20 protein-coding genes are annotated in these 24,219 nt (G+C 73.9%); 8 read left to right on the forward strand and 12 right to left on the reverse strand.

The window, feature by feature from the left end; genetic code table 11:
• Nucleotides 1-268: 268 nt before the first annotated feature.
• On the reverse strand, nucleotides 269-1,513 hold the full coding sequence (locus OG764_RS24780; RefSeq protein ID WP_328970626.1) for a cytochrome P450: 1,245 nt from the start codon (nucleotides 1,511-1,513) through the stop codon (nucleotides 269-271).
• A gap of 269 nt (nucleotides 1,514-1,782) precedes the next feature.
• Here OG764_RS24780 and OG764_RS24785 point away from each other — a divergent pair, with 269 nt between their 5' ends.
• On the forward strand, nucleotides 1,783-2,952 hold the full coding sequence (locus OG764_RS24785; protein WP_328970627.1) for a steroid 3-ketoacyl-CoA thiolase: 1,170 nt from the start codon (nucleotides 1,783-1,785) through the stop codon (nucleotides 2,950-2,952).
• Between the two features lie 132 nt (nucleotides 2,953-3,084).
• On the opposite strand, the gene OG764_RS24790 is transcribed toward OG764_RS24785, so the two are convergent.
• From OG764_RS24790 to OG764_RS24820, 7 genes are all read right to left on the reverse strand, one after another.
• Nucleotides 3,085-3,489: a transglycosylase SLT domain-containing protein gene (locus OG764_RS24790; RefSeq protein WP_328966664.1), complete on the reverse strand. Its 405-nt coding sequence runs from the start codon at nucleotides 3,487-3,489 to the stop codon at nucleotides 3,085-3,087.
• Between the two features lie 335 nt (nucleotides 3,490-3,824).
• Nucleotides 3,825-4,667 carry an ECF transporter S component gene (locus tag OG764_RS24795; protein ID WP_328973151.1) on the reverse strand — a complete coding sequence of 281 codons (843 nt, stop codon included), beginning with the start codon at nucleotides 4,665-4,667 and terminating at the stop codon, nucleotides 3,825-3,827.
• A gap of 113 nt (nucleotides 4,668-4,780) precedes the next feature.
• Nucleotides 4,781-6,544 (reverse strand): ABC transporter ATP-binding protein, encoded by a 1,764-nt coding sequence (locus tag OG764_RS24800; RefSeq protein ID WP_328970628.1) that lies wholly within the window; start codon nucleotides 6,542-6,544, stop codon nucleotides 4,781-4,783.
• Nucleotides 6,541-7,932: an energy-coupling factor transporter transmembrane protein EcfT gene (locus OG764_RS24805; RefSeq protein WP_443056239.1), complete on the reverse strand. Its 1,392-nt coding sequence runs from the start codon at nucleotides 7,930-7,932 to the stop codon at nucleotides 6,541-6,543. The genes OG764_RS24800 and OG764_RS24805 overlap by 4 nt, the downstream gene beginning before the upstream one ends.
• 161 nt (nucleotides 7,933-8,093) lie before the next feature.
• Complete coding sequence (locus OG764_RS24810) at nucleotides 8,094-8,777, reverse strand: SCO2322 family protein (protein WP_328970630.1); 684 nt, start codon at nucleotides 8,775-8,777, stop codon at nucleotides 8,094-8,096.
• The gene (locus OG764_RS24815; protein WP_328970631.1) at nucleotides 8,774-10,051 is read right to left on the reverse strand and encodes a prenyltransferase/squalene oxidase repeat-containing protein; all 1,278 of its coding nucleotides are present in this window, start codon (nucleotides 10,049-10,051) and stop codon (nucleotides 8,774-8,776) included. Before OG764_RS24815 ends, OG764_RS24810 begins: the two co-directional genes overlap by 4 nt.
• Before the next feature lie 867 nt (nucleotides 10,052-10,918).
• A complete protein-coding gene (locus OG764_RS24820) occupies nucleotides 10,919-11,920 on the reverse strand; it encodes an MBL fold metallo-hydrolase (protein ID WP_443056033.1) in 1,002 nt (333 codons plus the stop codon).
• Nucleotides 11,921-12,362: 442 nt separating this feature from the next.
• Here OG764_RS24820 and OG764_RS24825 point away from each other — a divergent pair, with 442 nt between their 5' ends.
• From OG764_RS24825 to OG764_RS24835, 3 genes are all read left to right on the forward strand, one after another.
• Entirely contained in the window at nucleotides 12,363-13,832 is a 1,470-nt protein-coding gene (locus OG764_RS24825) for an aldehyde dehydrogenase (protein ID WP_328970633.1), read from the forward strand.
• The gene (locus OG764_RS24830) at nucleotides 13,832-14,065 is read left to right on the forward strand and encodes a ferredoxin (RefSeq protein WP_328970634.1); all 234 of its coding nucleotides are present in this window, start codon (nucleotides 13,832-13,834) and stop codon (nucleotides 14,063-14,065) included. Before OG764_RS24825 ends, OG764_RS24830 begins: the two co-directional genes overlap by 1 nt.
• A gap of 406 nt (nucleotides 14,066-14,471) precedes the next feature.
• Entirely contained in the window at nucleotides 14,472-15,098 is a 627-nt protein-coding gene (locus OG764_RS24835) for a hypothetical protein (protein WP_328970635.1), read from the forward strand.
• Between the two features lie 111 nt (nucleotides 15,099-15,209).
• Here OG764_RS24835 and OG764_RS24840 read toward each other — a convergent pair whose 3' ends face one another.
• Nucleotides 15,210-15,830 carry a TetR family transcriptional regulator gene (locus tag OG764_RS24840; protein ID WP_328970636.1) on the reverse strand — a complete coding sequence of 207 codons (621 nt, stop codon included), beginning with the start codon at nucleotides 15,828-15,830 and terminating at the stop codon, nucleotides 15,210-15,212.
• Between the two features lie 253 nt (nucleotides 15,831-16,083).
• On the opposite strand from OG764_RS24840, the gene OG764_RS24845 reads away from it, so the two are divergent.
• The 4 genes from OG764_RS24845 (at nucleotide 16,084) to OG764_RS24860 (ending at nucleotide 20,285) form a co-directional block, all read left to right on the forward strand.
• A complete protein-coding gene (locus tag OG764_RS24845) occupies nucleotides 16,084-17,484 on the forward strand; it encodes a glycosyltransferase family 4 protein (protein WP_443056036.1) in 1,401 nt (466 codons plus the stop codon).
• A gap of 111 nt (nucleotides 17,485-17,595) precedes the next feature.
• Nucleotides 17,596-18,339 carry a class I SAM-dependent methyltransferase gene (locus tag OG764_RS24850; RefSeq protein ID WP_328970637.1) on the forward strand — a complete coding sequence of 248 codons (744 nt, stop codon included), beginning with the start codon at nucleotides 17,596-17,598 and terminating at the stop codon, nucleotides 18,337-18,339.
• A complete protein-coding gene (locus tag OG764_RS24855; RefSeq protein ID WP_328970638.1) occupies nucleotides 18,336-19,421 on the forward strand; it encodes a prenyltransferase in 1,086 nt (361 codons plus the stop codon). Before OG764_RS24850 ends, OG764_RS24855 begins: the two co-directional genes overlap by 4 nt.
• Before the next feature lie 162 nt (nucleotides 19,422-19,583).
• The gene (locus OG764_RS24860) at nucleotides 19,584-20,285 is read left to right on the forward strand and encodes a hypothetical protein (RefSeq protein ID WP_443056240.1); all 702 of its coding nucleotides are present in this window, start codon (nucleotides 19,584-19,586) and stop codon (nucleotides 20,283-20,285) included.
• Between the two features lie 267 nt (nucleotides 20,286-20,552).
• Here the strand turns inward: OG764_RS24860 and OG764_RS24865 are convergent, their stop codons facing one another.
• The 3 genes from OG764_RS24865 to OG764_RS24875 form a co-directional block, all read right to left on the reverse strand.
• A complete protein-coding gene (locus OG764_RS24865) occupies nucleotides 20,553-21,563 on the reverse strand; it encodes an LLM class F420-dependent oxidoreductase (RefSeq protein ID WP_328970639.1) in 1,011 nt (336 codons plus the stop codon).
• Between the two features lie 174 nt (nucleotides 21,564-21,737).
• Nucleotides 21,738-22,598, reverse strand: coding sequence for a hypothetical protein (locus tag OG764_RS24870; protein ID WP_328970640.1), 861 nt, complete (start codon nucleotides 22,596-22,598; stop codon nucleotides 21,738-21,740).
• A gap of 182 nt (nucleotides 22,599-22,780) precedes the next feature.
• Entirely contained in the window at nucleotides 22,781-23,812 is a 1,032-nt protein-coding gene (locus OG764_RS24875) for an N-acetylmuramoyl-L-alanine amidase (RefSeq protein ID WP_328970641.1), read from the reverse strand.
• Between the last annotated feature and the right edge of the window lie 407 nt (nucleotides 23,813-24,219).

Here is a 24,219-nt window from a genome sequence, read left to right on the forward strand (position 1 = left end):
CGCCGGGCACCGGGCTCCGCCCGGACCCGCGCCTCAAACGCCGGCGAGGCTGGATGTTGCCCCTCGGCCATCCGGCGAGGCTGGATGTTGCCCCTCGGGCATCCGGAGAGGCTGGATGTTGCCCCTCGGGCATCCGGTGAGGCTGGGGCGGGCTGTGCTCGGGTCCGCCTCAAACGCCGGCGAGGCTGGGGGCTGCGGCCCCGGCGGGGTTGGGCGGCGGCAGGGGGCGGGGCGTGGGTGGGGGGCCGCCTGCCGCCGGGTTCGGGGGTCAGGGGTGGGTCACCTGGAGTTCTTTGATGCCGTTGAGCCAGGACGCGCGGAGCCGCCGCGGCCCCGCCCCGGTCAGCCGCAAGTCGGGAAGCGCGTCGGCGAGCGCGTTGAAGATCAGGTCGATCTCCAGGATCGCCAGGGACTTGCCGAGGCAGAAGTGCGGGCCGCCGCCGCCGAAACCGAGGTGCGGGTTCGGGTCGCGGGTGATGTCGAAGCGGTCGGGGCCGGTGAAGACCTCGGGGTCGTGGTTGGCGGAGGAGTAGAACAGCCCCACCCGGTCGCCCGCCTTGATCTTCTGGCCGCCCAGTTCGGTGTCCTGGGTGGCGGTGCGCTGGAAGGACACCACGGGGGTGGCCCAGCGGACGATCTCCTCGGCGGCCGTGGCCGGGCGCTTCTCCTTGTACAGCTCCCACTGTTCGGGGTGCGTCAGGAAGGCGTGCATGCCGTGGCTGATCGCGTTGCGGGTGGTCTCGTTACCCGCGACCGCCAGGAGGAGGACGAAGAACCCGAACTCGTCGGAGCCCAGGTTGCCCTGGCCCTCGGCGGCGACGAGCTGCGTCACGATGTCCTTGGCCGGGCATTCCTTGCGGGCGGCGGACAGGTTCATCGCGTACCCGATGAGTTCCATCGCCGCGTTGGCGCCGACCTCTTCGGTGATGGCGTACTCGGGATCGTCGTACGCGATCATCTTGTTCGACCAGTCGAAGATCCTGGTCCGGTCCTCCTGCGGCACCCCGATGAGTTCGGCTATGGCCTGGAGGGGCAGCTCGCAGGCGACCTGGGTGACGAAGTCGAAACTCCCGTTGCCCGCACCGGACTTCGCTGACTCGACGATCCGCCCGGCCCGGTCGCGCAGGGCCTCCTCCAGGCCGCGGATGGCGCGCGGGGTGAAGCCGCGCTGCACGATCTGGCGGACGCGCGTGTGTTCCGGCGGATCCATGTTCAGCATGATCAGGCGCTGGGCATCTATGGCATCGCGCTGGATGTGCTCGTTGAAGCGGATGATCGCGGTGTTGGTGGTGGAGGAGAACAGCTCCGGGTGCGTGGAGACGTACTTGACGTCCGCGTGCCGGGTCACGGCCCAGTAGCCCTCGTCGTCGAAGCCGGTGATGCCGCGCGGCTGCGGGCACCACCAGACCGGTGCGGTCTGCCTCAGCTGTGCGAACTCCGGGAAGGGGACGCGGGCTTGGAGGAGATCGGGGTCGGTGGCGTCGAACCCCTCGGGAAGCGCTGGGCAGGGCATCGGCAACTCCAAAGTCTGACGGCCCATCAGAAGCTGTCCTGAAAGGTAGTAACGAGTTCTAGAAGTGACAAGGGTCGCGGCGGCACGTCTTGCGTGCGGGAATCGTGTAAGTGCCGTGCACGACCCTTGCGTAGCGGGGGCTCCGGTCATAAGACTGCGGGGAGAACTAGAACGCGTACTAGTTCGGGGGGCCGGGCGTCCCCGGACATGGACACACCCTGCCGCGGTCCGCCGGGACGGACCGCCGCTGTGGAGGAGAGGACGAGCTCATGGCCGCGGAACCCGTCATCGTCGAAGCCGTACGCACCCCCATCGGCAAGCGCGGAGGCTCGCTCGCCAACCTGCACCCCGCCTACCTGCTGGGCGAGACCTACCGCGAACTGCTGGCCCGTACGGGCATCCAGCCCGACTGCGTCGAACAGATCGTCGGCGGCACCGTCACGCACGCGGGCGAGCAGTCGATGAACCCCGCGCGCAACGCCTGGCTCGCCATGGGCCTGCCGTACGAGACCGCCGCGACCACCGTGGACTGCCAGTGCGGCTCCTCGCAGCAGGCCAACCACATGGTCGCCAACATGATCTCCGGCGGGGTCATGGACATCGGCATCGCCTGCGGGGTCGAGGCGATGAGCCGGGTCCCGCTCGGCTCCGGATCCAAGCACGGCCCGGGCAAGCCCTTCCCGGACGAGTGGAACGTGGACCTCCCCAACCAGTTCGAGGCCGCCGAGCGGATCGCCCGCAAGCGCGGGCTGACCAGGGAAGACGTGGACCGGCTCGGCGTGCTCTCGCAGGAGCGCGCGGCGGTGGCCCGGTCCGAGGAGCGCTTCAAGCGCGAGACGTTCGCCGTCCAGGTGCCGACCACCGAGGAGGAGCAGGCCGCCGGCCAGGGCATGTGGCGGCTGGTCGACCGGGACGAAGGCCTGCGCGACACGTCCATGGAGGCGCTCGCCCGCCTCAAGCCGGTCATGCCGACCGCCGTGCACACCGCCGGGAACTCCTCGCAGATCTCCGACGGCGCCGCCGCCGTGATGTGGGCCTCGCGCAAGATGGCCCGCGCCCTCAAGCTCCGGCCGCGCGCCCGGATCGTCGCCCAGACGCTGGTCGGCGCCGACCCGCACTACCACCTGGACGGGCCGGTCGACGCGACCCGCGCGGTCCTCGGCAAGGCCGGGATGTCGCTCAAGGACATCGACCTGGTCGAGATCAACGAGGCCTTCGCCTCGGTGGTGCTCAGCTGGGCACAGGTCTTCGGCCAGGACCTGGAGAAGGTCAACGTCAACGGCGGGGCCATCGCGCTGGGCCACCCGGTCGGCGCCACCGGCGCCCGGCTGATCACCACCGCGCTCCACGAGCTGGAGCGGCGGGACAAGGAATTCGCGCTGATCACGATGTGTGCGGGTGGCGCGCTCGCCACCGGCACGATCATCCAGCGCCTCTAGGCCCCCGCGGTCCCTGGGGATGGGGGAAGGCCCCGGTGGCCGGCCAGGGGAGGCCGGCCACCGGGGCCTTCGTATGTCTGCTGCGTCTGCTGTCCGGTGCCTGCCGGCTCTGGGACCGCTGCCGCCGGTGGTTTAGTACCAGTGGTTCTGCTGCCAGAAGTTCCAGGCGCCGACGGGGCTGCCGTAGCGGTCGTTCATGTAGTCCAGGCCCCACTTGATCTGGGTGGCGGGGTTGGTCTTCCAGTCCGAGCCGGCGGAGGCCATCTTGGAGGCCGGGAGGGCCTGGACCAGGCCGTACGCGCCGGAGGCGGAGTTGGTGGCGGTGTGGTTCCAGCCGCTCTCGTGGGACACGATGTTGCTGAAGGCCTGGAACTGGGCCGCGTCCGGGATCATCCGGTGCGCGATCGCCTTGGCGTCCATGGGGGCCGCCTGCGCCGGAACGGCGGCAAGCAGGGAACCGGCGGCGCCGAGAGCGACGACGGTGCCCGCGAGGGCCTTCTTGGAAGCGGCGATACGGCGGATGACGGCGTGGGACACGGAAAGCCTTCCATCGGGAACAAGGGCGGTCGCCGCATGCCGAAGACATGCGTGAGCCACTCACGCAAAGGAGAGGGGTTCGTCCGCGGCGGGTGTTGCACCCGGGCCGGCTGGCGACATCAACCAGTTAGCCAGGCCGCCGGCGGCCTGGCAACGACGCCCGGTACTAGCCCCGATCGCAGCCGCCGCCCAACGGCCCCCCGCGGGCCGGGGCCGCATCCGCGCAGGTCGGCACCGGCGTGAAGGGGGGTCCGGCGGCGGGCCGGGGGGCTACTACCGCGGCTCGTATGTGACGTGGGTCCTGTGGGCCGCCTCACCGCCACAGGCCCCCGATCTCACCCCGAGTGACCGCCCGTACCCCTTTCAGGGGTGTGTCCCGGCCCACTTCCGCCCCCAGAATCGAAGGAAACCGGCGCATCGAACGCCGCTTTCCTAGTCGCCCGCCGCAGTGCCCGCAGCACCGTCCCGCCCAACAGCATCGTCAGGACGACCGTGAGCACGGCCCGGCCCAGGTCCCAGCCCATCGAGGTCGCCAGGCAGTACGCGAGGAAGCGGACCAGGTTCTCGTGGAGCGGATCGCTGGCCTGGAAGGACACCCCGCTGCCCAGCCCCGCGATCAGCGGCCAGCCTTGCAGGTTCATGACCGTGCCGTACGCGAACGCCGCCGCGAAGCCGTACGCCGACAGCATCACCAGCTCGGCCCGGCCCCGGATCCGCTCCGGCCCCGGCAGCAGGCCCGCGCCCAGCGCGAACCAGCCCATCGACAGCATCTGGAACGGCATCCACGGTCCGACCCCGCCCGTGAGCAGCGCGGACGCGAACATCGTGACCGCGCCGAGTACGAAACCGAAGCCGGGCCCCAGCACCCGGCCGCTGAGCACCATCAGGAAGAACATGGGCTCCAGGCCGGCGGTGCCCGCGCCCAGCGGGCGCAGCGCCGCCCCCACGGCGGCCAGCACCCCCAGCATGGCGACGGCCTTCGCGTCCATGCCGCTGTCCGCGATGGTCGCCACCACGACGGCCACCAGTAGCGGGAGCAGCGCGGCGAACAGCCAGGGGGCGTCCTTCGAGTGCGCGAGCCCGGACTGGCCGTCGGCGAGCAGCGGCCAGCCGAAGGCGGCGATGCCGATGAAGGTGACGAGGGCCAGGGCGGCGGCGGCGCGGGGGCCGATGCGGATGGGGCGAGTGCGAGTGCGAGTGCGGGTGCGTGTGCGTGTGCGGGCAGGGGTGCGGGCGCTGGCAGGGGTGCGGGTGCCCGGCCGGTCGTGGGTGCCGGATCGGCTTCGGGTGGTCACGGGGTCTCTCCGAGGGCTGCGGCGACCTGCGCGACCGTGAGCCAGTGGCCGGGCGCGAGGATCTTGGCGACCTGCGGGGCGAAGGCCGGGGAGGACACCACCACCTCGGCCGTGGGGCCGTCCGCGACGATCTCGCCGCCGGCGAGGATCACGACCCGGTGCGCCAGTTCGGCCGCGAGCTCCACGTCGTGCGTGGCCAGCACGATGGCGTGGCCCTCGGCGGCCAGGGCGCGCAGGATCTCGACGAGCCGGGCCTTGGCCGCGTAGTCCAGACCGCGGGTCGGCTCGTCCAGGAGCAGCAGGCCGGGGCGGCCGGTGAGGACCAGGGCCAGGGCGAGCGCGAGGCGCTGGCCCTCGGAGAGGTCGCGGGGGTGCGTGTCGTCGGGGACGTCCGGGAGCAGGGCGGAGACCAGGTCCCGGCAGGTGCCGGGGGTGGCGCCGGCGTCGGCGTCCGCCGCCGTGCACTCGGCGGCGACCGTGTCCGCGTAGAGGAGGTCGCGGGGTTCCTGCGGTACGAGGCCGACTCGGCGGACCATGTCCGCGGGCGGGGTGCGGTGGGGGGTCAGGCCGGTGACCCGCACCGAGCCGGTGGTGGGCTCCAGGGTGCCGACGAGGGTGTTGAGGAGGGTGGACTTGCCGGCGCCGTTTCGCCCCATGAGGGCGATGGTTTCGCCGGGCGCTACCGCCAGGTCTATGCCGCGGAGTACCTCTGTGCGGGCTCGGCGTACGCCGAGGTTTGTGGCCTTGGCCGGCGGCGCGGGTGCGGGGTGGGGTGTGGGCGGGGGCGTTTTGCGGAGGCGGGCGAGCAGGCGGCGGCGCGCCGGGGCTGCGGGGGCTCCGCCCCCGGACCCCCGCGCCTCGAACGCCGGCGAGGCTGGAATCGCCTCGAACGCCGGCGGGGCTGGAATCGCCTCAAGGGCCGGCGGGGCTGGATTGGAGGTGGTTGTGGCCAGGCGGGCTCGTAGGGGCGGGGATTGGCGGCGGGCGTCTCGGATGGTGAGGGGGAGGGGGGTCCAGTCGGCGAGGCGGCCCAGGGAGACGATCGGGGGGTGGACGGGGGAGACGGCCATGATGTCGGCGGGGGTGCCGAGGATCGGGGCGGTTCCGGGGGAGGGGAGCAGGAGGACCTGGTCCGCGTACTGGACGACGCGTTCGAGACGGTGTTCGGCCATGAGGACGGTCGTGCCCAGGTCGTGGACCAGGCGCTGGAGGACCGCGAGGACCTCCTCGGCGGCGGCCGGGTCCAGCGCCGAGGTGGGCTCGTCCAGCACCAGGACCCGCGGGTGCGGCGTCAGGACGGAACCGATCGCGACGCGCTGCTGCTGCCCCCCGGACAGGCTCGCGATCGACCGGTCGCGGAGTTCGCCGAGCCCCAGCAGGTCGAGGGTCTCCTCGACCCGGCGGCGCATCACCGCGGGGGCCAGCCCGAGCGACTCCATGCCGTACGCGAGCTCGTCCTCGACGGTGTCGGTCACGAAGTGGGCCAGTGGGTCCTGGCCCACCGTGCCGACCACGTCGGACAGCTCGCGCGGCATGTGGGTACGGGTGTCCCGGCCCGCGACCGTGACCCGGCCGGTCAGCGTGCCGCCCGTGAAGTGCGGGACCAGCCCCGATACCGCGCCCAGGAGGGTCGACTTGCCGACCCCGGACGGGCCGACGAGCAGCACCAGTTCGCCCTCGGGGAGCGTGAAGTCCGCGTCCCGCAGGCTGGGCGCGGCGGCGCCGTCGTACGTCACCGACACCTGCTCGAAGCGGATCACTTGCTCTCCTGCGGAGGTGTTGCGGACGGCGGTACGGGGGCCACGAAGGCGGGGAGCAGGCCGATCAGGACGGCCGCGGCCGGCCACAGCGGCAGCACCGGGGCGACCAGGGGGACCACGCCGGGGTGCAGGGCCTCGGGGTCGACGGACGCCGCCCGGATCAGCAGTGCGGCGACGGCCGCCCCCGACCCGGCCACCAGCCAGGACCGCGCGCCCCACCGGTCGGGGCGGTAGCGGGTACGGACACTGCGGCGCCCGCCGAGCCGGAGCCCGGCCAGCGCGCACACCAGCCCGCCCAGGAGCACCGGCAGGCCGTAGCGGGCGCCCTCGGCGGCGAGCAGGCCGTACGTACCGGCGCACATGCCGAGCAGGCCGCCGAGGGTGAGGACGTTGGTGGTGTGCCGGACCGCGGGCGGGACGTGGGCGGTGCGGCCGTAGCCGCGGGCGTCCATGGAGGCGGCCATGGCGACGGACCGTTCCAGCGCGCCTTCGAGTACGGGCAGGCCGATCTGGAGGATCGCCTTGATCCCGCCGGTGGGGCGGCCGCGCAGCCGGCGGGCGGTGCGGAGGCGGGCGATGTCCGCGACCATGTTCGGCGCGAAGGTCATCGCGACGACGACCGCGACCCCGGCCTCGTACAGGGCGGCCGGAAGGGACTTCAGCAGCCGGGCCGGGTTGGCGAGGGCGTTCGCGGCGCCGACGCAGATGAGCAGCGCGGCGAGCTTCGCGCCGTCGTAGAACGCGAACACGAGCTGCTCGGCGGTGACCGTCCCGCCCAGGCGGATGCCCTCGGCCCAGACGGGCAGCGGGACCTCCGGCAGGGCGAGGAGGGTGTGCGAGCCGGGGATCGGCGAGCCGAGCGCCACGGAGAAGACGAGGCGCAGGGCGATGACGAACAGGCCGAGCCGGACGAAGGCGCCGTACGAGCGGGCCCAGGGGGCGTCGGTCTTGCGGGCCGCGACGACGTAGCCGGCGACGCCGACGATCAGGCCGAGGAGGAGGGGGTTGGTGGTGCGGGAGGCGGCCGTGGCCAGGCCGAGCGCCCACAGCCACCACGCGCCGGCGTGCAGCGCGTTGCCCCGGGCGGCGACGGGCGCGGACCAGCCGGTCGCGGCTGCCGCTGCCGTTGCCGCTGCGTGCCGGCTGGTACGGGTGGCCCGGCGGGTCGGGGTGTGCGGGGTGTGCGGCGCGGGCCCGGTGGCGGCGGTCTCGTGCCCGGGTGCGGCCCGGCGGGGGCGCGCCCGGCCTCCGGCCGGTCCGGTGCACCCACCCGCACCACCCGTGCGGGAGGCGGGACGGGTGCGGGTGGCCCCCGCGGCGGCAGGCCGCCCACCGTCGGCGGCTGCGGGGCCGTGGTCGGTTCCCGCGGACCCGTGGTCGGTGGCCACAGGCTCGTGACCGGCGGTTGCGGGGCCGTTGCCGGTGGCGGCCGTGGGCTCGTCGGCTGCGGGTACAGGGCCGTGGCTGGTGGCTGCGGGGCCGGGGTCGGCCGGTGCAGGGACGTGGGTGGTGGCCGGGGATCGGTCCTCGGGTTTCGGGTCCTCGGGGGTCATCGGTTGCGGCGGCGGGACTGGAGGACGGCGGCTGCGGCGAGGGCCAGGACGGCGGCGATGCCGGCGAGCAGGCCGAGGGAGGGGCCGCCGCCGTCGTCGGACTCGGCGGTCGGAGCCGTTCCCGGGGCCGTGCCCGGAGACGTCCCCGGGGTCGAGGCCGGTTCGCGGGCCGCCACCTGGTCGCCGCAGCCCTGGCGGGGGTAGCCGGAGATGGCGCAGAGGAGGGCGGCGCTGTTGTAGCGGAGGGGCTTGGCGACCGAGGCCAGGGCCTCGGCGGCCGAGGCGGCAGGCGGAACCGACGCGCACGCGGTGCGCGGGGCGGCCGTCGGCGGGGTCTCGCCGGGCGGGGCGTCCGCCGCCTCGCCGAAGTCGATGACCAGGGCCACCCGCTTGCGGTCGTCCTCGGCCGGGGTGGCCGCGCAGATCTTCGCGAAGTCGGGGGCCGACCGCGGCTTCGACGAATCGGCGGAGTCCTCGCTCACCGAGAAGCGGAAGCCGACCGTGTCGCCGTCGGCGGGCCGGACCAGGGACGGCCCCTGGGACGCGTACGTCCACCGCCCGCCGACGCCGTCCCAGAACGACCAGTACCGGTAGCCGGCGGCCAGCGCGGGGCCCGCCCCCAGCAGGGTGAGGAGGATCCCCACCGCCAGGGGCAGGACCGCGAGGCGCCGGCGGATCACGGCTGCTGCTTCTTCCGGCGGCCGCTCAGCAGGATGCCGATGCCGATGCCGGCCACCGCGCCCGCGCCGACGATCCACACGATGTTCTGGTTGCCGGAAGAGTCGTCCTTCTTCTCTTCCCGGGCGTCGTTCGCGTCGCCGGACGTGCCGGTCACCGGGGAGGCCTCCGGGCCCTGCGCGTTCAGCTGTGCCACCAGGTCGGTGCCGCCGAACGCCTTCGGGTCGGCGCCGGCCGCGTGCGCGGCCAGGATCAGCTGCGCGTACCCGGCGGGGCCGGCCGTCTTCGCCCACGCCCCGTGGTTCTTCTCCAGCCAGGCCAGCGGCTTCGCGGCGGCCGCCTTGTGGCCGCCGGCCGCGAGGGCGACGACCGCGTCCGCGGTGTTGCCGTAGTCGGGCTGGTCGGTGGCGCCCGGCATGGCGGACATCAGGTGGTCGCCGGTCTTCGCCATCGTCGTCGCCAGGTAGTCGGCCGCGCCCATCGCGGACTGCGCCGCGTCCTGCGGGCCGCGCTTGCAGGCGACCGGCTTCGAGGCGATCGGCACGTCGGCCTTCGGAGCCTCGACGACCAGACCCTTGCCGAGCACGCCGAGCGCGGCGGCGGCCGTCGCGTCCGCGTTGGCGGGCAGCTTGCCCGCCTTGTCCGGCTGGTAGGCGAACGCGCCCATGTCGGCGGCGGTGGAGACGCCCTTCTGCTCGCAGGCCAGCTGCAGCACGGTCAGCGCGTCGTAGGAGGTCTTGCCGCCCTTCGACTTCACCGCGTCCGGCTTCTCGCCGGCGGCGGCCAGGGCGCCCGCGACGATGGCCGTCGAGTTCGCGTCGCTGGGCGCACCGGGGCCGGGGCTGTACGCCCAGCCGCCGTCCTCGTTCTGTACGGACTTCAGCCAGCCGACGGCCTTCTTGACGGTGGCCTCGCGGCCGCCGACCGCGGCCAGCGCCTGCACGGCGGCGGCCGTGGCGTTGGAGTCGGCCATCGTCTTGGCGTCGCAGGCCTTCGACGCGTCGGCGCGGAAGGCGGCGAACGAGCCGTCCGCGCACTGCTGGCCGGCCAGCCAGTCCACGGCCTGGCCGGCGGGCCTGAGACCGGCCGTGTGCTGGGCGAGGAACGCCAGGGACTGGCGCCACACGCCGTCGTACGTCGGGTCGTTCTTGCCGTAGAGGCCCGAGGGGATCACCGGGGCGGGAGAGGGCGAAGGCGCGGCGAACGCGGCGGGGGCGGCGACCACGCAGAGTACGGCGGAGGCGGCGAGCGCGGCTGCGCTGCGGCGGACGTTCATGGCGGGCGGGTGCCTCTCCTGCTGGGGAGCGGAGCAGACACGGCACGCGGGGGTACCGGGCTCCGGCTCCGTATACCTCGACGGTGCCGGCCACCGGGGTCGGTGGCGCGAGCCGTGCACGTCCGGTCGGGTGGTCCGGCTCGCCGCGGCTTGGCGGCTTACGGTTGCGGGTCAGCGCCGGGTTCTCACCGGTCTTCCCCCAAGCGGAGTGATAACGACCGCCCCACTCTACCGGCCGCCTCCCCCGACCCGCCCGCCCCGCCGCCCGGGCCCGATGACCCCGCCCGGCCCCGACCTGCCCGGGCCGACCCGCCTGCGCCCGGCGGCCCCGCCCGGCCTGGTCAATGCCCTGATGTGCCACCTCCCGCCTCGCCGGTGCCCTGGGGCTTAACCCCCGGCCTCGCCGGTGCCCTGGGGCTCCCGCCCCCGGCCTGGCGGGTGCCCTGGGGGCAACTTCCAGCCCTTGTCGGCGCTGCGTGCGGCAATCCCCAGCCTCGCCGGTGCCCTGGGGCTCCCACCCCCGGCCTGGCGGGTGCCCTGGGGGCAACTTCCAGCCTCGCCGGCGTTTGAGGCGCGGGGTTTGGGGCGGAGCCCCAAGGCAACCCGGCTCCGCCGGGCACCGGGCTCTGCCCGGGCCCGCTCCTCAAGCGCCGGAGGGCTGGGGGTGCGCGGGGTTGTCGGGCTCTGCCCGGGCCCGCTCCTCAAGCGCCGGAGGGGCTGGGGGTGGGCGGGGTTGCCGGGCTCTGCCCGGGCCCGCTCCTCAAGCGCCGGAGGGGCTGGGGGTGCGCGGGGTTGTCGGGCTCTGCCCGGGCCCGCTCCTCAAGCGCCGGAGGGGCTGGGGGTGCGCCAGAGGGGCTGGGGGTGGGGTCAGAGGGCTCGGTAGCGGGTGGGGGTGGTGGTGGGGACGGGTTCTGCGCGGCCTTGTTTGACGAGACGGCGCAGGTGCGCTTCCGCTTCGGAGACGGCGATGTTCCGCGAGCCGTACGGGATCTGCTCCCACGGCCGGTTCCACTCCATCCGCTCCGCCAACTCCCACGGAGTCAACGGCTCGCGCAGCAGTTCCCGCAGCCCCGCCAGCCGTTCCTCGTGGTGCGCGAGCAGCTCCCGCACCCGGCCCGGCGCGTCGGTGAACGCGTACTGGTGGGCCGGGAGCACCTCGGCGGGTCGCAGGCGGCCGATCCGTTCCAGGGAGTCGAGGTAGTCGCCGAGCGGGTCGGTGGCCCGGGTGACGCCGTGCTCGTCGGGGGCCTCGTACAGGCCGATGTGCGGAGAGATGCCGGGCAGCAGGTGGTCGCCGGAGAAGAGGCGGCCGTTGCCGGGGAGGTTCGCCGGGTGCGCCTCGTCCAGGTGCAGGCAGACGTGCCCGGGCGTGTGCCCGGGGGTCCAGATCGCCCGCAGCCGGCGCCCGGCCAGCGGCAGCAGCTCGCCGGGCTCGATCTCACGGTCGGGCAGGGCCGCGTTCAGTCCGGGCAGGGTGCGTGTCCGGCCGGAGTCCCGCGCGGCGCGCAGCGGGGCCAGGTGTTCCTCGGGGGCGCCGGCGGCGGCGAGCTTGTCGCCGAGGTAGTCGAGCCAGACGCCCGGGTCGACCTCGCGGGTCCGCCGGACGACCTCGGTGTCGGCGGCGTGCATGGCGATCCACGCGCCGGAGGCCTCCCGGACGCGGCCGGACAGGCCGTGGTGGTCGGGGTGGTGGTGGGTGATGACCACGCCGTGGACGTCCGCGACGTCGATGCCGAGTGCGGCGAGTCCCGCGACCAGGGTGTCCCACGAGGCGGGATCGTCCCAGCCGGTGTCGACGAGCACCGGGCCGCGGTCGGTGTCGAGGACGTGGACGAGCGTGTGCCCGAGCGGATTGTCGGGAATCGGCACCCGGATCCCCCAGACACCCCCACCGTGATCCGTCACGCCGACGGAGTCGTGGGCGGAGCCGTGCGCCGGCGCCGGTGTCGGCGAACCGCCCGCGCCCGGCGACCCGTCCGGGCCCGGCGACCCGTCCGGGCCCGGCGACCCGTCCGGACCCGGCGACCCGGACGACCCCCGCGGCCCGGACGACCCGTACGCATCCTGTGACGCCTGCGGCACCTCTGGCATGGCAGCCCCCTGTCTTCCGTTCACTTTAACGAGAACTCGTTCCATTGGTAGCCCAAGTCGACTACCTGTCACGGTTCTTGAGTGACCGCCGGATCCCGCCGCCGACCCTCCGACGGGTCTTCCGGGGGTCTTCCGTCCCGGCCGTGGACTCCTGGAACTAGAACTGGTATCAGTTCTGAAACAGCGTCAGGAAGCGCCGGGGCCGCAGGAGGCATCAGCCATGACCGAGCTCGTGGAACACGGAAAGCTGTTCATCGGCGGGGAGTGGGTGGACCCGCTGGGCAGCGCCACCATCGATGTCGTCTCGCCCCATACCGAGCAGGTCATCGGCCGCGTCCCGCACGCCTCCCGGGAGGACGTGGACCGGGCCGTCGCCGCCGCGCGCCAGGCCTTCGACCACGGGCCGTGGCCCCGGATGAGCCTCGACGAGCGGATCGCCGTGGTCGCCGCGATCAAGGACGCGATAGCCGTACGGCACGAGGAGATCGCCCGTTCGATCAGCTCGCAGAACGGTTCGCCGTACTCGTGGAGCGTGCTCGCGCAGGCGCTCGGACCGATGATGGTCTACGACGCGGCGATCAACGTGGCACGGGAGTTCGCGTACGAGGAGCACCGGCAGGGCGCGCTCGGGCCGATCCTGGTGCGCCGGGAGCCGGTCGGCGTGGTCGCGGCCGTCGTGCCCTGGAACGTCCCGCAGTTCGTCGCCGCCGCCAAGCTCGGCCCCGCCCTGCTGGCCGGCTGCGCGGTGATCCTCAAGCCGTCGCCCGAGTCCCCGCTCGACTCGTACCTGCTGGCCGAGATCGCGGCCGAGGCCGGAGTGCCCGAGGGGGTGCTGTCCGTGCTGCCCGCCGACCGCGAGGTCAGCGAGTACCTGGTCGGACACCCGGGCGTCGACAAGGTGGCCTTCACCGGGTCCGTCGCGGCCGGCCGGCGCGTCATGGAGGTCGCCGCCCGCAACCTGACCCGGGTCACCCTGGAGCTCGGCGGCAAGTCGGCCGCCGTGATCCTGCCGGACGCGGACCTCGCCACCACCGTCCCCGGCCTGATCCAGTCGGCGTGGATGAACAACGGGCAGGCCTGCGTGGCCCAGACCCGCATCCTCGCCCCGCGCAGCCGCTACGACGAGTTCGCCGAGGCCCTCGCGGCCGCCGCCGGCGCGCTGGTGGTCGGCGACCCGCTGGACCCGGCGACCCAGATCGGCCCGCTGGTCGCCCGGCGGCAGCAGCAGCGCTCCCTCGACTACATCAGGCTCGGCCAGGAGGAGGGCGCCAAGGTCCTCACCGGCGGTGGGGCCCCGGCGGCGCAGGAGCGCGGCTGGTACGTGGAGCCGACCCTGTTCGGCGACGTGGACAACTCCATGCGGATCGCCCGCGAGGAGATCTTCGGACCGGTCGTCTGCCTGCTGCCGTACGGGACCGAGGACGAGGCGGCGAAGATCGCCAACGACTCGGAGTTCGGGCTCAGCGGCAGCGTCTGGACGGCGGACGTGGAACACGGCATCGACTTCGCGCGCCGCGTGCGGACCGGAACGTACAACGTCAACACGTTCAGCCTCGACATGATGGGGCCCTTCGGCGGATACAAGAACAGCGGCCTGGGGCGGGAGTTCGGGCCGGAGGGGCTGAGCGAGTACCTGGAGCACAAGATGATCCACCTGCCCGCCGGCTACGTGCCCGGGGCCGGCGCCTGATGGGGGACCGCTGGCACGTCGAGGTCGACCGGGGCGTGTGCATCGGCTCGGGCATGTGCGTCAACCACGCGCCGGCCGGCTTCGCGCTCGACTCTGCGAGGCAGGCGCATGCGGTGGTGGCGGACACGGACGCGAATGAGCCGGTGCTGATGGCGGCGGAGGGGTGTCCGGTCGAGGCGATCATGATCACCCTCGCCGAATCCGGCGAACCGGTGTTCCCACCGGAGGAGTAGCCCGCCCTCCAGCCCTGCCGGTGCCCGGGGCTGCAACATCCGCCTTGCCGGTGCCCGGGGCTGCCACATCCGCTTTGCCGGTGCCCGGCGCTGGGACATCCGCCTTGCCGTGCCCGGGGCTGCAACACCCGCTTTGCCGGTGCCCGGGGACCCGCTGCCTCGGCGGCGATCCTCAGCCTCGCCGGCGTTTGAGGCGCGGGTCCGGGGGGAGCCCGGTGCCCGGCGCCAGCCGGGTTGCAGTCCTGGGGCTCCGCCCCAGACCCCGCGCCTCAAACGCCGGCGAGGCTGGAGGTTGCCCCAGTGCCCGCCTCGCACGCCGGCGGGGACGGGTGCCGCGGTGTGGCACACTCCTGCGGCGACCGGTGGACGGAACGGGTCCGGCGGCGCGGCAAGGGTGGGACGGCGGATGTACGGCAAGAAGTGGGCGGTTGCGGCAGCCGGGACGGTGCTGGTTCTCGCGGGTTGTTCGGCGGAGGGCGACGGCGGGTCCGACGGCGCCACGGGCGCGTCCAAGGGCGCCGTACAGGAGCCGGCCCCGGCCGGCACCGGCGCGTTGGGGCGCGACGCCGTCCAGGCCGAGATCGACGCGGCGGCGCGTACGGCCGCGCTGCCCGGCAAGGGGATGCCCAAGTCCCTGCCGTCGGGCGCCGCCTCGGCCCCGCCCGGGGCCACGCAGCAGCAGAAGCTGGAGGCCAGGGCCGCGGCCTGCACGGCCGGCTGGCAGTGGATGGGGACCGGCGCCGGGGAGTTCGTATCCGAGCCCGGGAAGAAGTACCAGGCCGTGGTCACCGCCCTGGCGAAGACGGGCTGGGCGGAAGAGGCCCGCAGCGAGCAGCCCGGCGCGGGCGGAAAGGGCCGCTCGGTGCGGACCGTGCTCACCAAGCGGGGCTGGACGCTGTACGCGACCCACCACGCCCTGAAGCCGATGGCCGCGGTGTTCTTGAACGCCACCGAGAACGCCTGCATGGGGAAGTTCACGCAGAAGGAGATGGATCTGCTCACCGGGGAAGGGGAGGGGGCGGGGGCGCGGTAGGGCTTCCCTGCCGTCGACTCCTTCCCTGCCGTCGACCCCGCGCCGGGCAGGCGGCCCCGGCGCGACCCCGCCGCCGCGGGCGGCCCCGGCGGCGGGTTCAGGCCTTTTCGGTCAGGGCTTTTCCGGGGCCGTCAGTTCGATGAGGCGGCAGACCGTCTCGATGTCGATCTTCACCTGGGCGATCGACGCCCGCCCCGACAGCCAGGTGATCAGCGCCGAGTGCCACGTGTGCTCGATGACCCGGACCGCCGACAGCTGCTCGGCGGTCGGCGGGGCGTCCAGGCCCATCGCGTCGAGGATGATCGCCGTCGTCAGCCGCGAGACGGTGTCGACCTCCGGGCTCACGCTGCGGTCCGCGAAGGTCAGCGCGCGGACCATGGCGTCCGCGAGGTGCGGTTCCCGCTGGAGCGCGCGGAAGGCCCGCATCAGCGTCTCCGCGACCCGCTCCGAGGGGTCCTCGCCGGCCGGCGGGCGCTTGCGCAGCGTCGTGTGCATGTGCTGGAGCTGGTCCTGCATGGTGGCCACCAGCAGGTGCACCTTGGACGGGAAGTAGCGGTACAGGGTGCCCAGGGCGACGCCCGCCGCCTCCGCGACCTCCCGCATCTGCACGGCGTCGAAGCCGCCCCGGCTCGCCAGCTGCGCACTCGCGTGCAGGATCCGCCGCCGACGCGCCTCCTGGCGCTCGGTCAGGGCCCCGGAGGCGGGGGTGACGGGCTTGGCTTCCGCTGTCATGTGTCCCATCTCGTCGCGTGTTCCGTGGGCTTCCCCGGGCCGTCCGGAGGCGTCCCCGAAGGGGTCCGGGGGCCGGTCCGGTGGCACAGCATGGCAGGAGCTGCGGTCGTGGCGCGAATCACCTGCTCCGCCTCTTACGGTGTGGTTTCCGGCCGGTAGATTCAATGGTCTTCGACGGATCAAGTCTGAAACTTGTTCTAGATTATCCGAGCGGTTACGCTCCGCCGAAAGTGCAGTGAGAAGGGGGCCGGGAGTGACCGCTGAGGCCATGGTGGAGAGCCCTTTCACGGGTTCCGCCACTGACGGCGACCGCCCGTTGCGCATCGCACTCCTCACGTACAAAGGGAACCCGTTCTGTGGCGGCCAGGGCGTGTACGTCCGGCACCTCTCCCGCGAACTCGCGCGCCTGGGCCACACCGTCGAAGTGATCGGCGCACAGCCGTACGCGGTCCTCGACGAGGTCACCGACGGCGTCCCCGGCGGCGGGCTCTCGCTCACCGAACTCCCCAGCCTCGACCTGTACCGCCAGCCCGACCCGTTCCGGACGCCGAAGCGCGGCGAGTACCGGGACTGGATCGACGCGCTGGAGGTCGCCACCATGTGGACCGGCGGCTTCCCCGAGCCGCTGACCTTCTCGCTGCGCGCCCGCCGCCACCTCGCGGCCCGCCGCGGCGAGTTCGACGTCATCCACGACAACCAGACCCTCGGCTACGGCCTCCTCGCGGACCTCGGCGCACCCCTGGTGACCACGATCCACCACCCGATCACCGTGGACCGCAAGCTCGACCTCGCCGCCGCGAAGGACCGCAAGAAGCGGGCCTCCGTCCGCCGCTGGTACGGCTTCACGCGCATGCAGGGCCGCGTCGCCCGCCGGCTGCCGTCCGTCCTGACCGTCTCCGGCTCCTCGCAGCAGGAGATCTCCGACGACCTCGGCGTCCGCGGCGACCGCATCCACGTCGTGCACATCGGCGCCGACACCGAGCTGTGGTCCCCGGACCCGGCCGTCGCCGAGGTGCCGGGCCGGATCGTCACCACCTCCAGCGCCGACGTACCGCTCAAGGGCCTCGTCCACCTCGTCGAGGCCCTCGCCAAGCTGCGCACCGAGCAGCCCGGCGCCCACCTCGTCGTCGTCGGCAAGCGCGCCGAGCAGGGCCCGGTCGCCCGCGCCATCGAGACGTACGGGCTCCAGGACGCCGTCCGGTTCGTCAAGGGCATCAGCGACAGCGAGCTCGTCGACCTCGTGCGCAGCGCCCAGATCGCCTGCGTGCCCTCCCTCTACGAGGGCTTCTCGCTGCCCGCCGCCGAGGCCATGGCCACCGGCACCCCGCTCGTCGCCACCACCGGCGGCGCGATCCCCGAGGTCGCCGGAGCCGACGGCGTCACCTGCCTCGCCGTGCCGCCGGGCGACGCCGGGGCGCTCGCCGCGGCCCTCGGCCGGCTGCTCGACGACGCCGAGCTGCGTGCCCGCCTCGGCGCGGCCGGACGCGAGCGCGTCCTGGAACGGTTCACCTGGGCCAAGGCCGCCGAGGGCACCGTCGCGCACTACCGCGCCGCCATCGCCCGCGCCGCCGGCCCGGCCCGTACCGGCAGTGCCGCCCTCACCGGCAGCACCGCCCGTACCACCCGTACCGGCAGTGCCGACGGCGCGCGCTGATCCGCGGCCACCGGACCCACCCCACGCGATGACGCACTTCCCCCGCGCGACGACGCACCCGCCGTACCCCCCGCACCACTCTCACCCCCTCGACCGCGAAGGCAGGACCTCGTGCTGACCGTCGATTTCTCCCGGTTCCCGCTCGCCGCAGGCGATCGCGTACTCGATCTGGGCTGTGGCGCCGGCCGGCACGCCTTCGAGTGCTACCGGCGCGGCGCCCAGGTCGTCGCCGTCGACCGCAACGGCGAGGAGATCCGCGAGGTCGCCAAGTGGTTCGCGGCGATGAAGGAGGCCGGCGAGGCCCCCGCCGGCGCCACCGCCACCGCCATGGAGGGCGACGCGCTCGCGCTGCCCTTCCCCGACGAGTCCTTCGACGTCGTGATCATCTCCGAGGTCATGGAGCACATCCCCGACGACAAGGGCGTGCTCGCCGAGATGGTGCGCGTGCTCAAGCCGGGCGGCCGCATCGCCATCACCGTGCCCCGCTACGGCCCCGAGAAGATCTGCTGGGCGCTCTCCGACGCCTACCACGAGGTCGAGGGCGGCCACATCCGCATCTACAAGGCGGACGAACTGCTCGCCAAGATGGAGCAGGCCGGCCTCAAGCCGTACGGCACCCACCACGCGCACGGACTGCACTCCCCGTACTGGTGGCTCAAGTGCGCCTTCGGCGTGGACAACGACAAGGCGCTGCCGGTCAAGGCGTACCACAAGCTCCTGGTCTGGGACATCATGAAGAAGCCCCTCGCGACCCGCCTCGCCGAGCAGGCCCTCAACCCGGTCATCGGCAAGAGCTTCGTGGCGTACGCGACCAAGCCGCACCTTCCCGTCGACGCCGCCGGCGCCGCCAAGTGAGCTCGCCGGAACGCACCGAACACCTGGTCCTGCCCGGGGTGCTGACCGCGGAGCAGGCGGCCGAGACGGTCGCGGGCATCCTCGCGGCGCAGCGCGCGGACGGCGCCATACCGTGGTTCCGCGGGCACCACCTCGACCCGTGGGACCACACCGAGGCCGCCATGGCCCTGGACGCCGCCGGGGAACACGCGGCCGCGGAACGCGCGTACGAGTGGCTGGCGCGGCACCAGAACGCCGACGGCTCCTGGTACGCGGCCTACGCCGACCGGCCCGAGGGCGTGGACACGACCGCCCCGCAGGACGCCGGCAAGGAAAGCAACTTCACCGCCTACATCGCGGTCGGCGTCTGGCACCACTACCTGGCGACCGGCGACGACACGTTCCTCGACCGGATGTGGCCGGTGGTCTACGCGGCCGTCGAATTCGTCCTCGGGCTCCAGCAGCCGGGCGGCCAGATCGGCTGGAAGCGCGAGGCGGACGGCGCCGCCGTCACCGACGCGCTGCTCACCGGATCCTCGTCCGTGCACCAGGCGCTGCGCTGCGCCCTGGCGATCGCCGAGCACCGGGAGGAGCCGCAGCCCGACTGGGAACTCGCGGCCGGCGCGCTCGGTCACGCGATACGACGGCACCCGGAGCGGTTCCTCGACAAGGACCGCTACTCCATGGACTGGTACTACCCCGTCCTCGGCGGCGCCGTGACCGGCGCCGAGGCGAAGGCGCGCATCGAGGCGCGGTGGGACGAGTTCGTCGTCCCCGGCCTGGGGGTGCGGTGCGTGCTCCCGAACCCGTGGGTGACGGGCGGCGAGAGCTGCGAGCTCGCGCTCACGCTGTGGGCGATGGGGGAGTCGGACCGGGCGCTGGAGATCCTGCGGTCGATCGGGCACCTGCGGGCCGACGGCGGCATGTACTGGACCGGTTACGTGTACGAGGACCGGGCGGTGTGGCCGGTCGAGCAGACGACGTGGACGGCGGGCTCGCTGCTCCTGGCGGTGGCCGCCCTCGGCGGCGACGAACCCACCACCGCCGTCTTCGGCGCCGCGGCCCTTCCGTCGGGCCTGGCCCCCGACTGCTGCCCGGCCTGACCGGGGTCCGGCGCGCCGGGAGCGAGGTCAGCCGTAGCGGGCCACTCCAGCCACGCCGGCGAGGCTGACGGGCGACCCGAACGGGTGCACCCGAGTGGCGGGGGCCGCGCATACGGGTGAACCTGCGGAGGACACCTCACTCCCCCGGAGGAAACCGTGTCCATACCCAGAACCATCCGAATCCGCCGCGCCCTGACGGCTCTGGCGCTGTCCACCGCGCTGGTCGTCGGGGCCACCGGGTGCGGGGGCTCCGGCGGCGCCGGCGCCGGCGGCGCCGGGTCCAGTGGACTGGGCGGGGCCGAGCCCCTGTCCCTCACCGCGGCGGCCTACGCGCAGCAGTTCGAGGCCTTGCAGGTGCAGGCCGCGCAGGTCCAGTGGCAGGCCGAGGTCGCGGCCGAGGCCGAGGTCGTGGCCGCCGTGGAGGCCGAGCCCTCGCCGAGTACCTCCGCCGAGCGGCAGAAGTTCGCCAAGACGCGCTTCGTCGCCAACGCCGGGCTCGCGGCCGGTGCCACCTATCAGTGGATCATCAAGCCGTACAAGGCGGGCAAGTTCAAGAAGGGCACCAAGGGCCGGACCTTCGCGCTCATCAAGGCGGGTCTAGCGGGTGCCTTCGCGTACAACCGGCTGAAGGCGGCCGTGAACAACGCCAAGGGAGACCCGCTGCTGTCCAAGGCGGTGGCCCCGCTGACCGCGGGCATCGAGTCGCTGAAGGGGCTGGGGTCGAAGCTGCGGAAGGGTGACGCGGGGGATGCGGACATCTCGTCCTTCGAGAACGTCATCAACGGTGTGAAGGACGCGGGCAAGAGTGCCGGCGCGGAGGTCACCGACCAAGTCCCCAGCGCGGGCCAACTCGCAGGCGGCTGACCCCCTGGGGCTCCGCCCCGACCCCGCCCCCCCTGCCTTTGCGGGCGGGCAACTTCCAGCCTCGCCGGCGTTCGAGGCGCGGGGTTTGGGGCGGAGCCCCAAGAGCAACCCGGCTCCGCCGGGCACCGGGCTCCGCCCGGACCCGCTCCTCAAGCGCCGGAGGGGCTGGAGGGTGCGGGGGGTTGGCGGGCTCTGCCCGGGCCCGCTCTTCGAGCGCCGGAGGGGCTGGAGGGTGCGGGGGGCCCCCGGGGGTCGGGGGGCCGGGGGTCAGGAGTTCAGGTCGGCCAGGACGCGGAGGGTGTGGGGGTCGGGGGCGGTGACGAGGAGGTCGGTCACCGGGCCGGCGCGCCACAGGTCCAGGCGTTCGGCGATCCGTTCGCGCGGCCCGACCAGCGAGATCTCGTCGGCGAAGGCGTCCGGGACGGCCAGCACCGCCTCCTCCTTGCGCCCCGCGAGGAACAGCTCCTGGATCCGCCGGGCCTCCGCCTCGTACCCCATCCGTCCCATCAGGTCGGCGTGGAAGTTCCGGGCCGCGTGCCCCATCCCGCCGATGTAGAAGCCGAGCATGGCCTTCACCGGCAGCAGGCCCTCGGCGACGTCGTCGCACACCTTCGCCCGGGCCATCGGCGCGATCATGAACCCCTTGGGCACGTCGGCCAGGGCGGGCCCGTACACGTCGGGGCGGACCGGCGACCAGTACAGCGGCAGCCAGCCGTCCGCGATCCGGACGGTCTGCGCGATGTTCTTCGGACCCTCGGCGCCCAGGAGCACCGGCAGGTCGGCCCGCAGCGGGTGCGTGATCGGCTTGAGCGGTTTGCCGAGCCCGGTGCCGTCGGCGCCGCGGTACGGGTGGGAGTGGAAGCGGCCGTCGAGCGCCACCGGCCCCTCGCGGCGCAGCACCTGGCGGATGACCTCGACGTACTCGCGGGTCGCGGTCAGCGGGCTGGCCGGGAAGGGCCGCCCGTACCAGCCCTCCACCACCTGCGGGCCGGACAGGCCCAGGCCCAGCATCATGCGGCCCCCGGACAGGTGGTCCAGGGTCAGGGCCTGCATCGCGGTGGCGGTCGGGGTGCGGGCGGCCATCTGCGCGATGGCGGTGCCGAGCCGGATCCGCGAGGTGTGCGCGGCGATCCAGGTCAGGGTGGTGAAGGCGTCCGAACCCCAGGCCTCGGCCGTCCACACGGAGTCGTAGCCGAGGTTCTCGGCCTCGGTGGCGAGGTCGAGGTGGGCGGTGGCGGGGCCGCGGCCCCAGTAGCCGAGCGCGAGTCCGAGGCGCATGAGGTCCCCTCCGTGGCGTGGCCGGGCGCGGCCAGGCGTGGCGTGTGCGGCGGCCGGTGTCCGACGGCCGCCACTATCTGACGGTCCGTCAGTCAGGTTGCCGGTCAGGGGACTGTAGGGCAACGGCCCCCAGCCCGGAAGGGCGGGGGGCCGTCACATGGGCGCCGGGGCGGCTCAGCCGCGCTGGATGCCCGAGGTGTCCTGGAGGACGCCGCGGCGGCCGTCCTGGGTCTGCGCGACCAGGGCGGCCGGGCCGCGCTGGTCCACCGCGAGGTACCAGGTGCCGGGCGCCAGCTCGGCGATCTGCGCACCCGAGCCGTCCTCCGCGAACAGCGGCCGGGCGGCCGGGACGGCGAACCAGAACGCCGCGAAGTCCGACGCCGGGGCCGCGGGCTGCGCCGCGGCCGGCTGGTCCTGCGGGCCAAGCGGCTCGGGCTGCCCGTGCGCCTGACCGTGCTGCTGCCCGTGGTGCTGCGCCGGGTCCGGCTGTCCGCCGTACGGGGCCGCCGGCTGCCCGCCGAAGGGCTGCTGCTGGCCGGGGTACCCGTAACCGCCGGGCTGCTGCTGGCCGGGCTGGCCGCCGTACGGGGCCACCGGCGCCGGGCCGGGGGCGGGCAGCAGCGGGCCCTTGAGCGCGGGCACCTTGTCGCCGAACAGGGTCGAGCCGGCCAGCACGATCGTGGCGAGGAAGGCCAGGATGGCGCCCGCGCCCAGGTCGGCACGGTCGGGGCTGAGGATCAGCGTCCACAGCGAGGTCCACGCCGCCGCGACGAGCAGCACCGTGCCCCACGCGGACATCGGCACGCCCGCCAGCCGGCGGGACTCGGGCTGGAAACGGGAGGCGAGCAGCAGCCCGGTGCCGATGAAGCCCAGCAGGAAGAGCGACGGGAGGACGAGGCCGAAGGTGTCGGTGTCCCATGCGCTCGGCATGTCGAGCCCGTCGACGGAGTAGAAATCGAGGAACGAGGCGATGAACAGCAACACCGCTGCTCCGATCACCACGCCGTCGCCTCGAGTGAGGGAGCGGATGTTCACTTGTGTGTCCTTCTCGGTCTCGGTCGTGTCGTGGTGCCGCGGTCGCTGTGAGTGGCGGAGCGGGGCGGGGACCATGGTACGGATGGTCTCCGCGGCGGAGCGGGCCGGGGCGCGGGCCCCCGCTCTTGCACCGCCTGTCCAGGGACGACGCGCCGCGTCCATGGACCCTGCCCGTTCAGGGACTACCCGCCCAGGAACCCGACGATGCCGTCCGCGATGCCCTGGGCGGCTTTCTGCCGCCACTGCGGACTCGTCAGCAGCGCCGCGTCCTTGGCGTCACGCATGTTGCCGCATTCGATGAACACCTTGGGCCGCTTCGACAGGTTGAGTCCGCCCAGATCGCTGCGCACCACCAAACCGGTGCCGCCGCCCACGTAGTTGGAAGGGGCGAGTCCGGTGGTCCGTACGAAGTTCCCGGCGATGCGCTCGCCGAGTTCGCGGGACGGGCCGACGATCGCCGCAGTGTCCGAGGCGCCGCCCTTGACCTTGGCCGGGAGGATCACGTGGAAGCCGCGGTTGCCCGCGGACGAGCCGTCAGCGTGGACCGAGACGACGGCGTCCGCGGCCGCCTCGTTGCCGATCCTCGCCCGCTCGTCGATGCACGGGCCGAACGGGCGCTCCGCCTCGTGGGTGAACACCACGCGGGCACCCTGGCGTTCCAGCTCCTGGCGCAGCCGCCGGGCCACGTCGAGGCTGAAGTCCGCCTCCTTGTAGCCGGAGTTGGTGGTGGTGCCGGTGGTGTCGCACTCCTTGCGGCCGGTGCCGATGTCGACCTGCTGGTTGATCTCGCGGGCGTGCTGGAAGTTGGCCGGGTTGTGGCCGGGGTCCACGACGACCGTGCGGCCGGCGAGCGGGCCGCGGCCCGCCGGGGCGGGCGGGGCGGCCTTGGTGGGCGTGCCGGCGCCGGGGCCCGTGCCGGGGGCGGCGGTGGGGGCGGCGGTGGGGGTCGCGCTCGCGTGCGGGACCGGCCGGGCCTTCGCGTCGCCGGAGTGACCCGCCCGGGAGGGGCTCGCGGCGGGCGGCGGTACGGGCTGCCCGGCGGCGGGCTCGCCGTCGTCCGCGAGCGCCTGGGTCAGCACCCAGCCGGCCAGGCAGACGGGCGCGAGCGCGGCGAGCGCCACGGCCAGGGTGGACCGGCGCAGGAACCAGGGCTGCGGGCCGGGCGCGATCGAGGCGGCGGACTCCGGGGGCGGGGGGCTGTCGTCGTACGGCACGTCCGCGATGCTAGTCCGCTGCGCTTTGCTTGCGGGTGTTATCCCCTGCCCGGAGCGCCGCCGCCCCCGCCTGCGCCGGAGTTTGAGGCGTGGCCCCAGGCCGAGTCGGCCGTGCCGGCGACCCCGGCCTCGCCGACGCCCGGGGCGTTACCAGCCCCTTCGGCGTTTGAGGAGCGGGTCGGGGCGGAGCCCGGTGACCCTGCGCACCCCTTCAGCCCCTCCGGCGCTTGAGGAGCGGGTCGGGGCGGAGCCCGGTGCCCGGCGTCAGCCGGGTTGTCTTGGGGCTCCGCCCCAAACCCCGCGCCTCAAACGCCGGCGGGGCTGGCTGAACTTGCGCAGCGTTGGCCGGCGGGGCTGAAGTTGCGCAGGGTTGGCCGGCGGGCCGGAGGGGGCGCTCGCGTCCCGGC

Source organism: Streptomyces sp. NBC_00239, from assembly GCF_036194065.1.
Lineage (GTDB): Bacteria > Actinomycetota > Actinomycetes > Streptomycetales > Streptomycetaceae > Streptomyces.

Bases quoted from the DNA above. Each gene is read 5' to 3' on its own strand.
- OG764_RS24780 (WP_328970626.1), bottom strand. From the start codon at position 1,513: ATGCCCTGCCCAGCGCTTCCCGAGGGGTTCGACGCCACCGACCCCGAT.
- OG764_RS24785 (WP_328970627.1), top strand. From the start codon at position 1,783: ATGGCCGCGGAACCCGTCATCGTCGAAGCCGTACGCACCCCCATCGGC.
- OG764_RS24815 (WP_328970631.1), bottom strand. From the start codon at position 10,051: ATGAACGTCCGCCGCAGCGCAGCCGCGCTCGCCGCCTCCGCCGTACTC.
- OG764_RS24825 (WP_328970633.1), top strand. From the start codon at position 12,363: ATGACCGAGCTCGTGGAACACGGAAAGCTGTTCATCGGCGGGGAGTGG.
- OG764_RS24830 (WP_328970634.1), top strand. From the start codon at position 13,832: ATGGGGGACCGCTGGCACGTCGAGGTCGACCGGGGCGTGTGCATCGGC.
- OG764_RS24835 (WP_328970635.1), top strand. From the start codon at position 14,472: ATGTACGGCAAGAAGTGGGCGGTTGCGGCAGCCGGGACGGTGCTGGTT.
- OG764_RS24840 (WP_328970636.1), bottom strand. From the start codon at position 15,830: ATGACAGCGGAAGCCAAGCCCGTCACCCCCGCCTCCGGGGCCCTGACC.
- OG764_RS24865 (WP_328970639.1), bottom strand. From the start codon at position 21,563: ATGCGCCTCGGACTCGCGCTCGGCTACTGGGGCCGCGGCCCCGCCACC.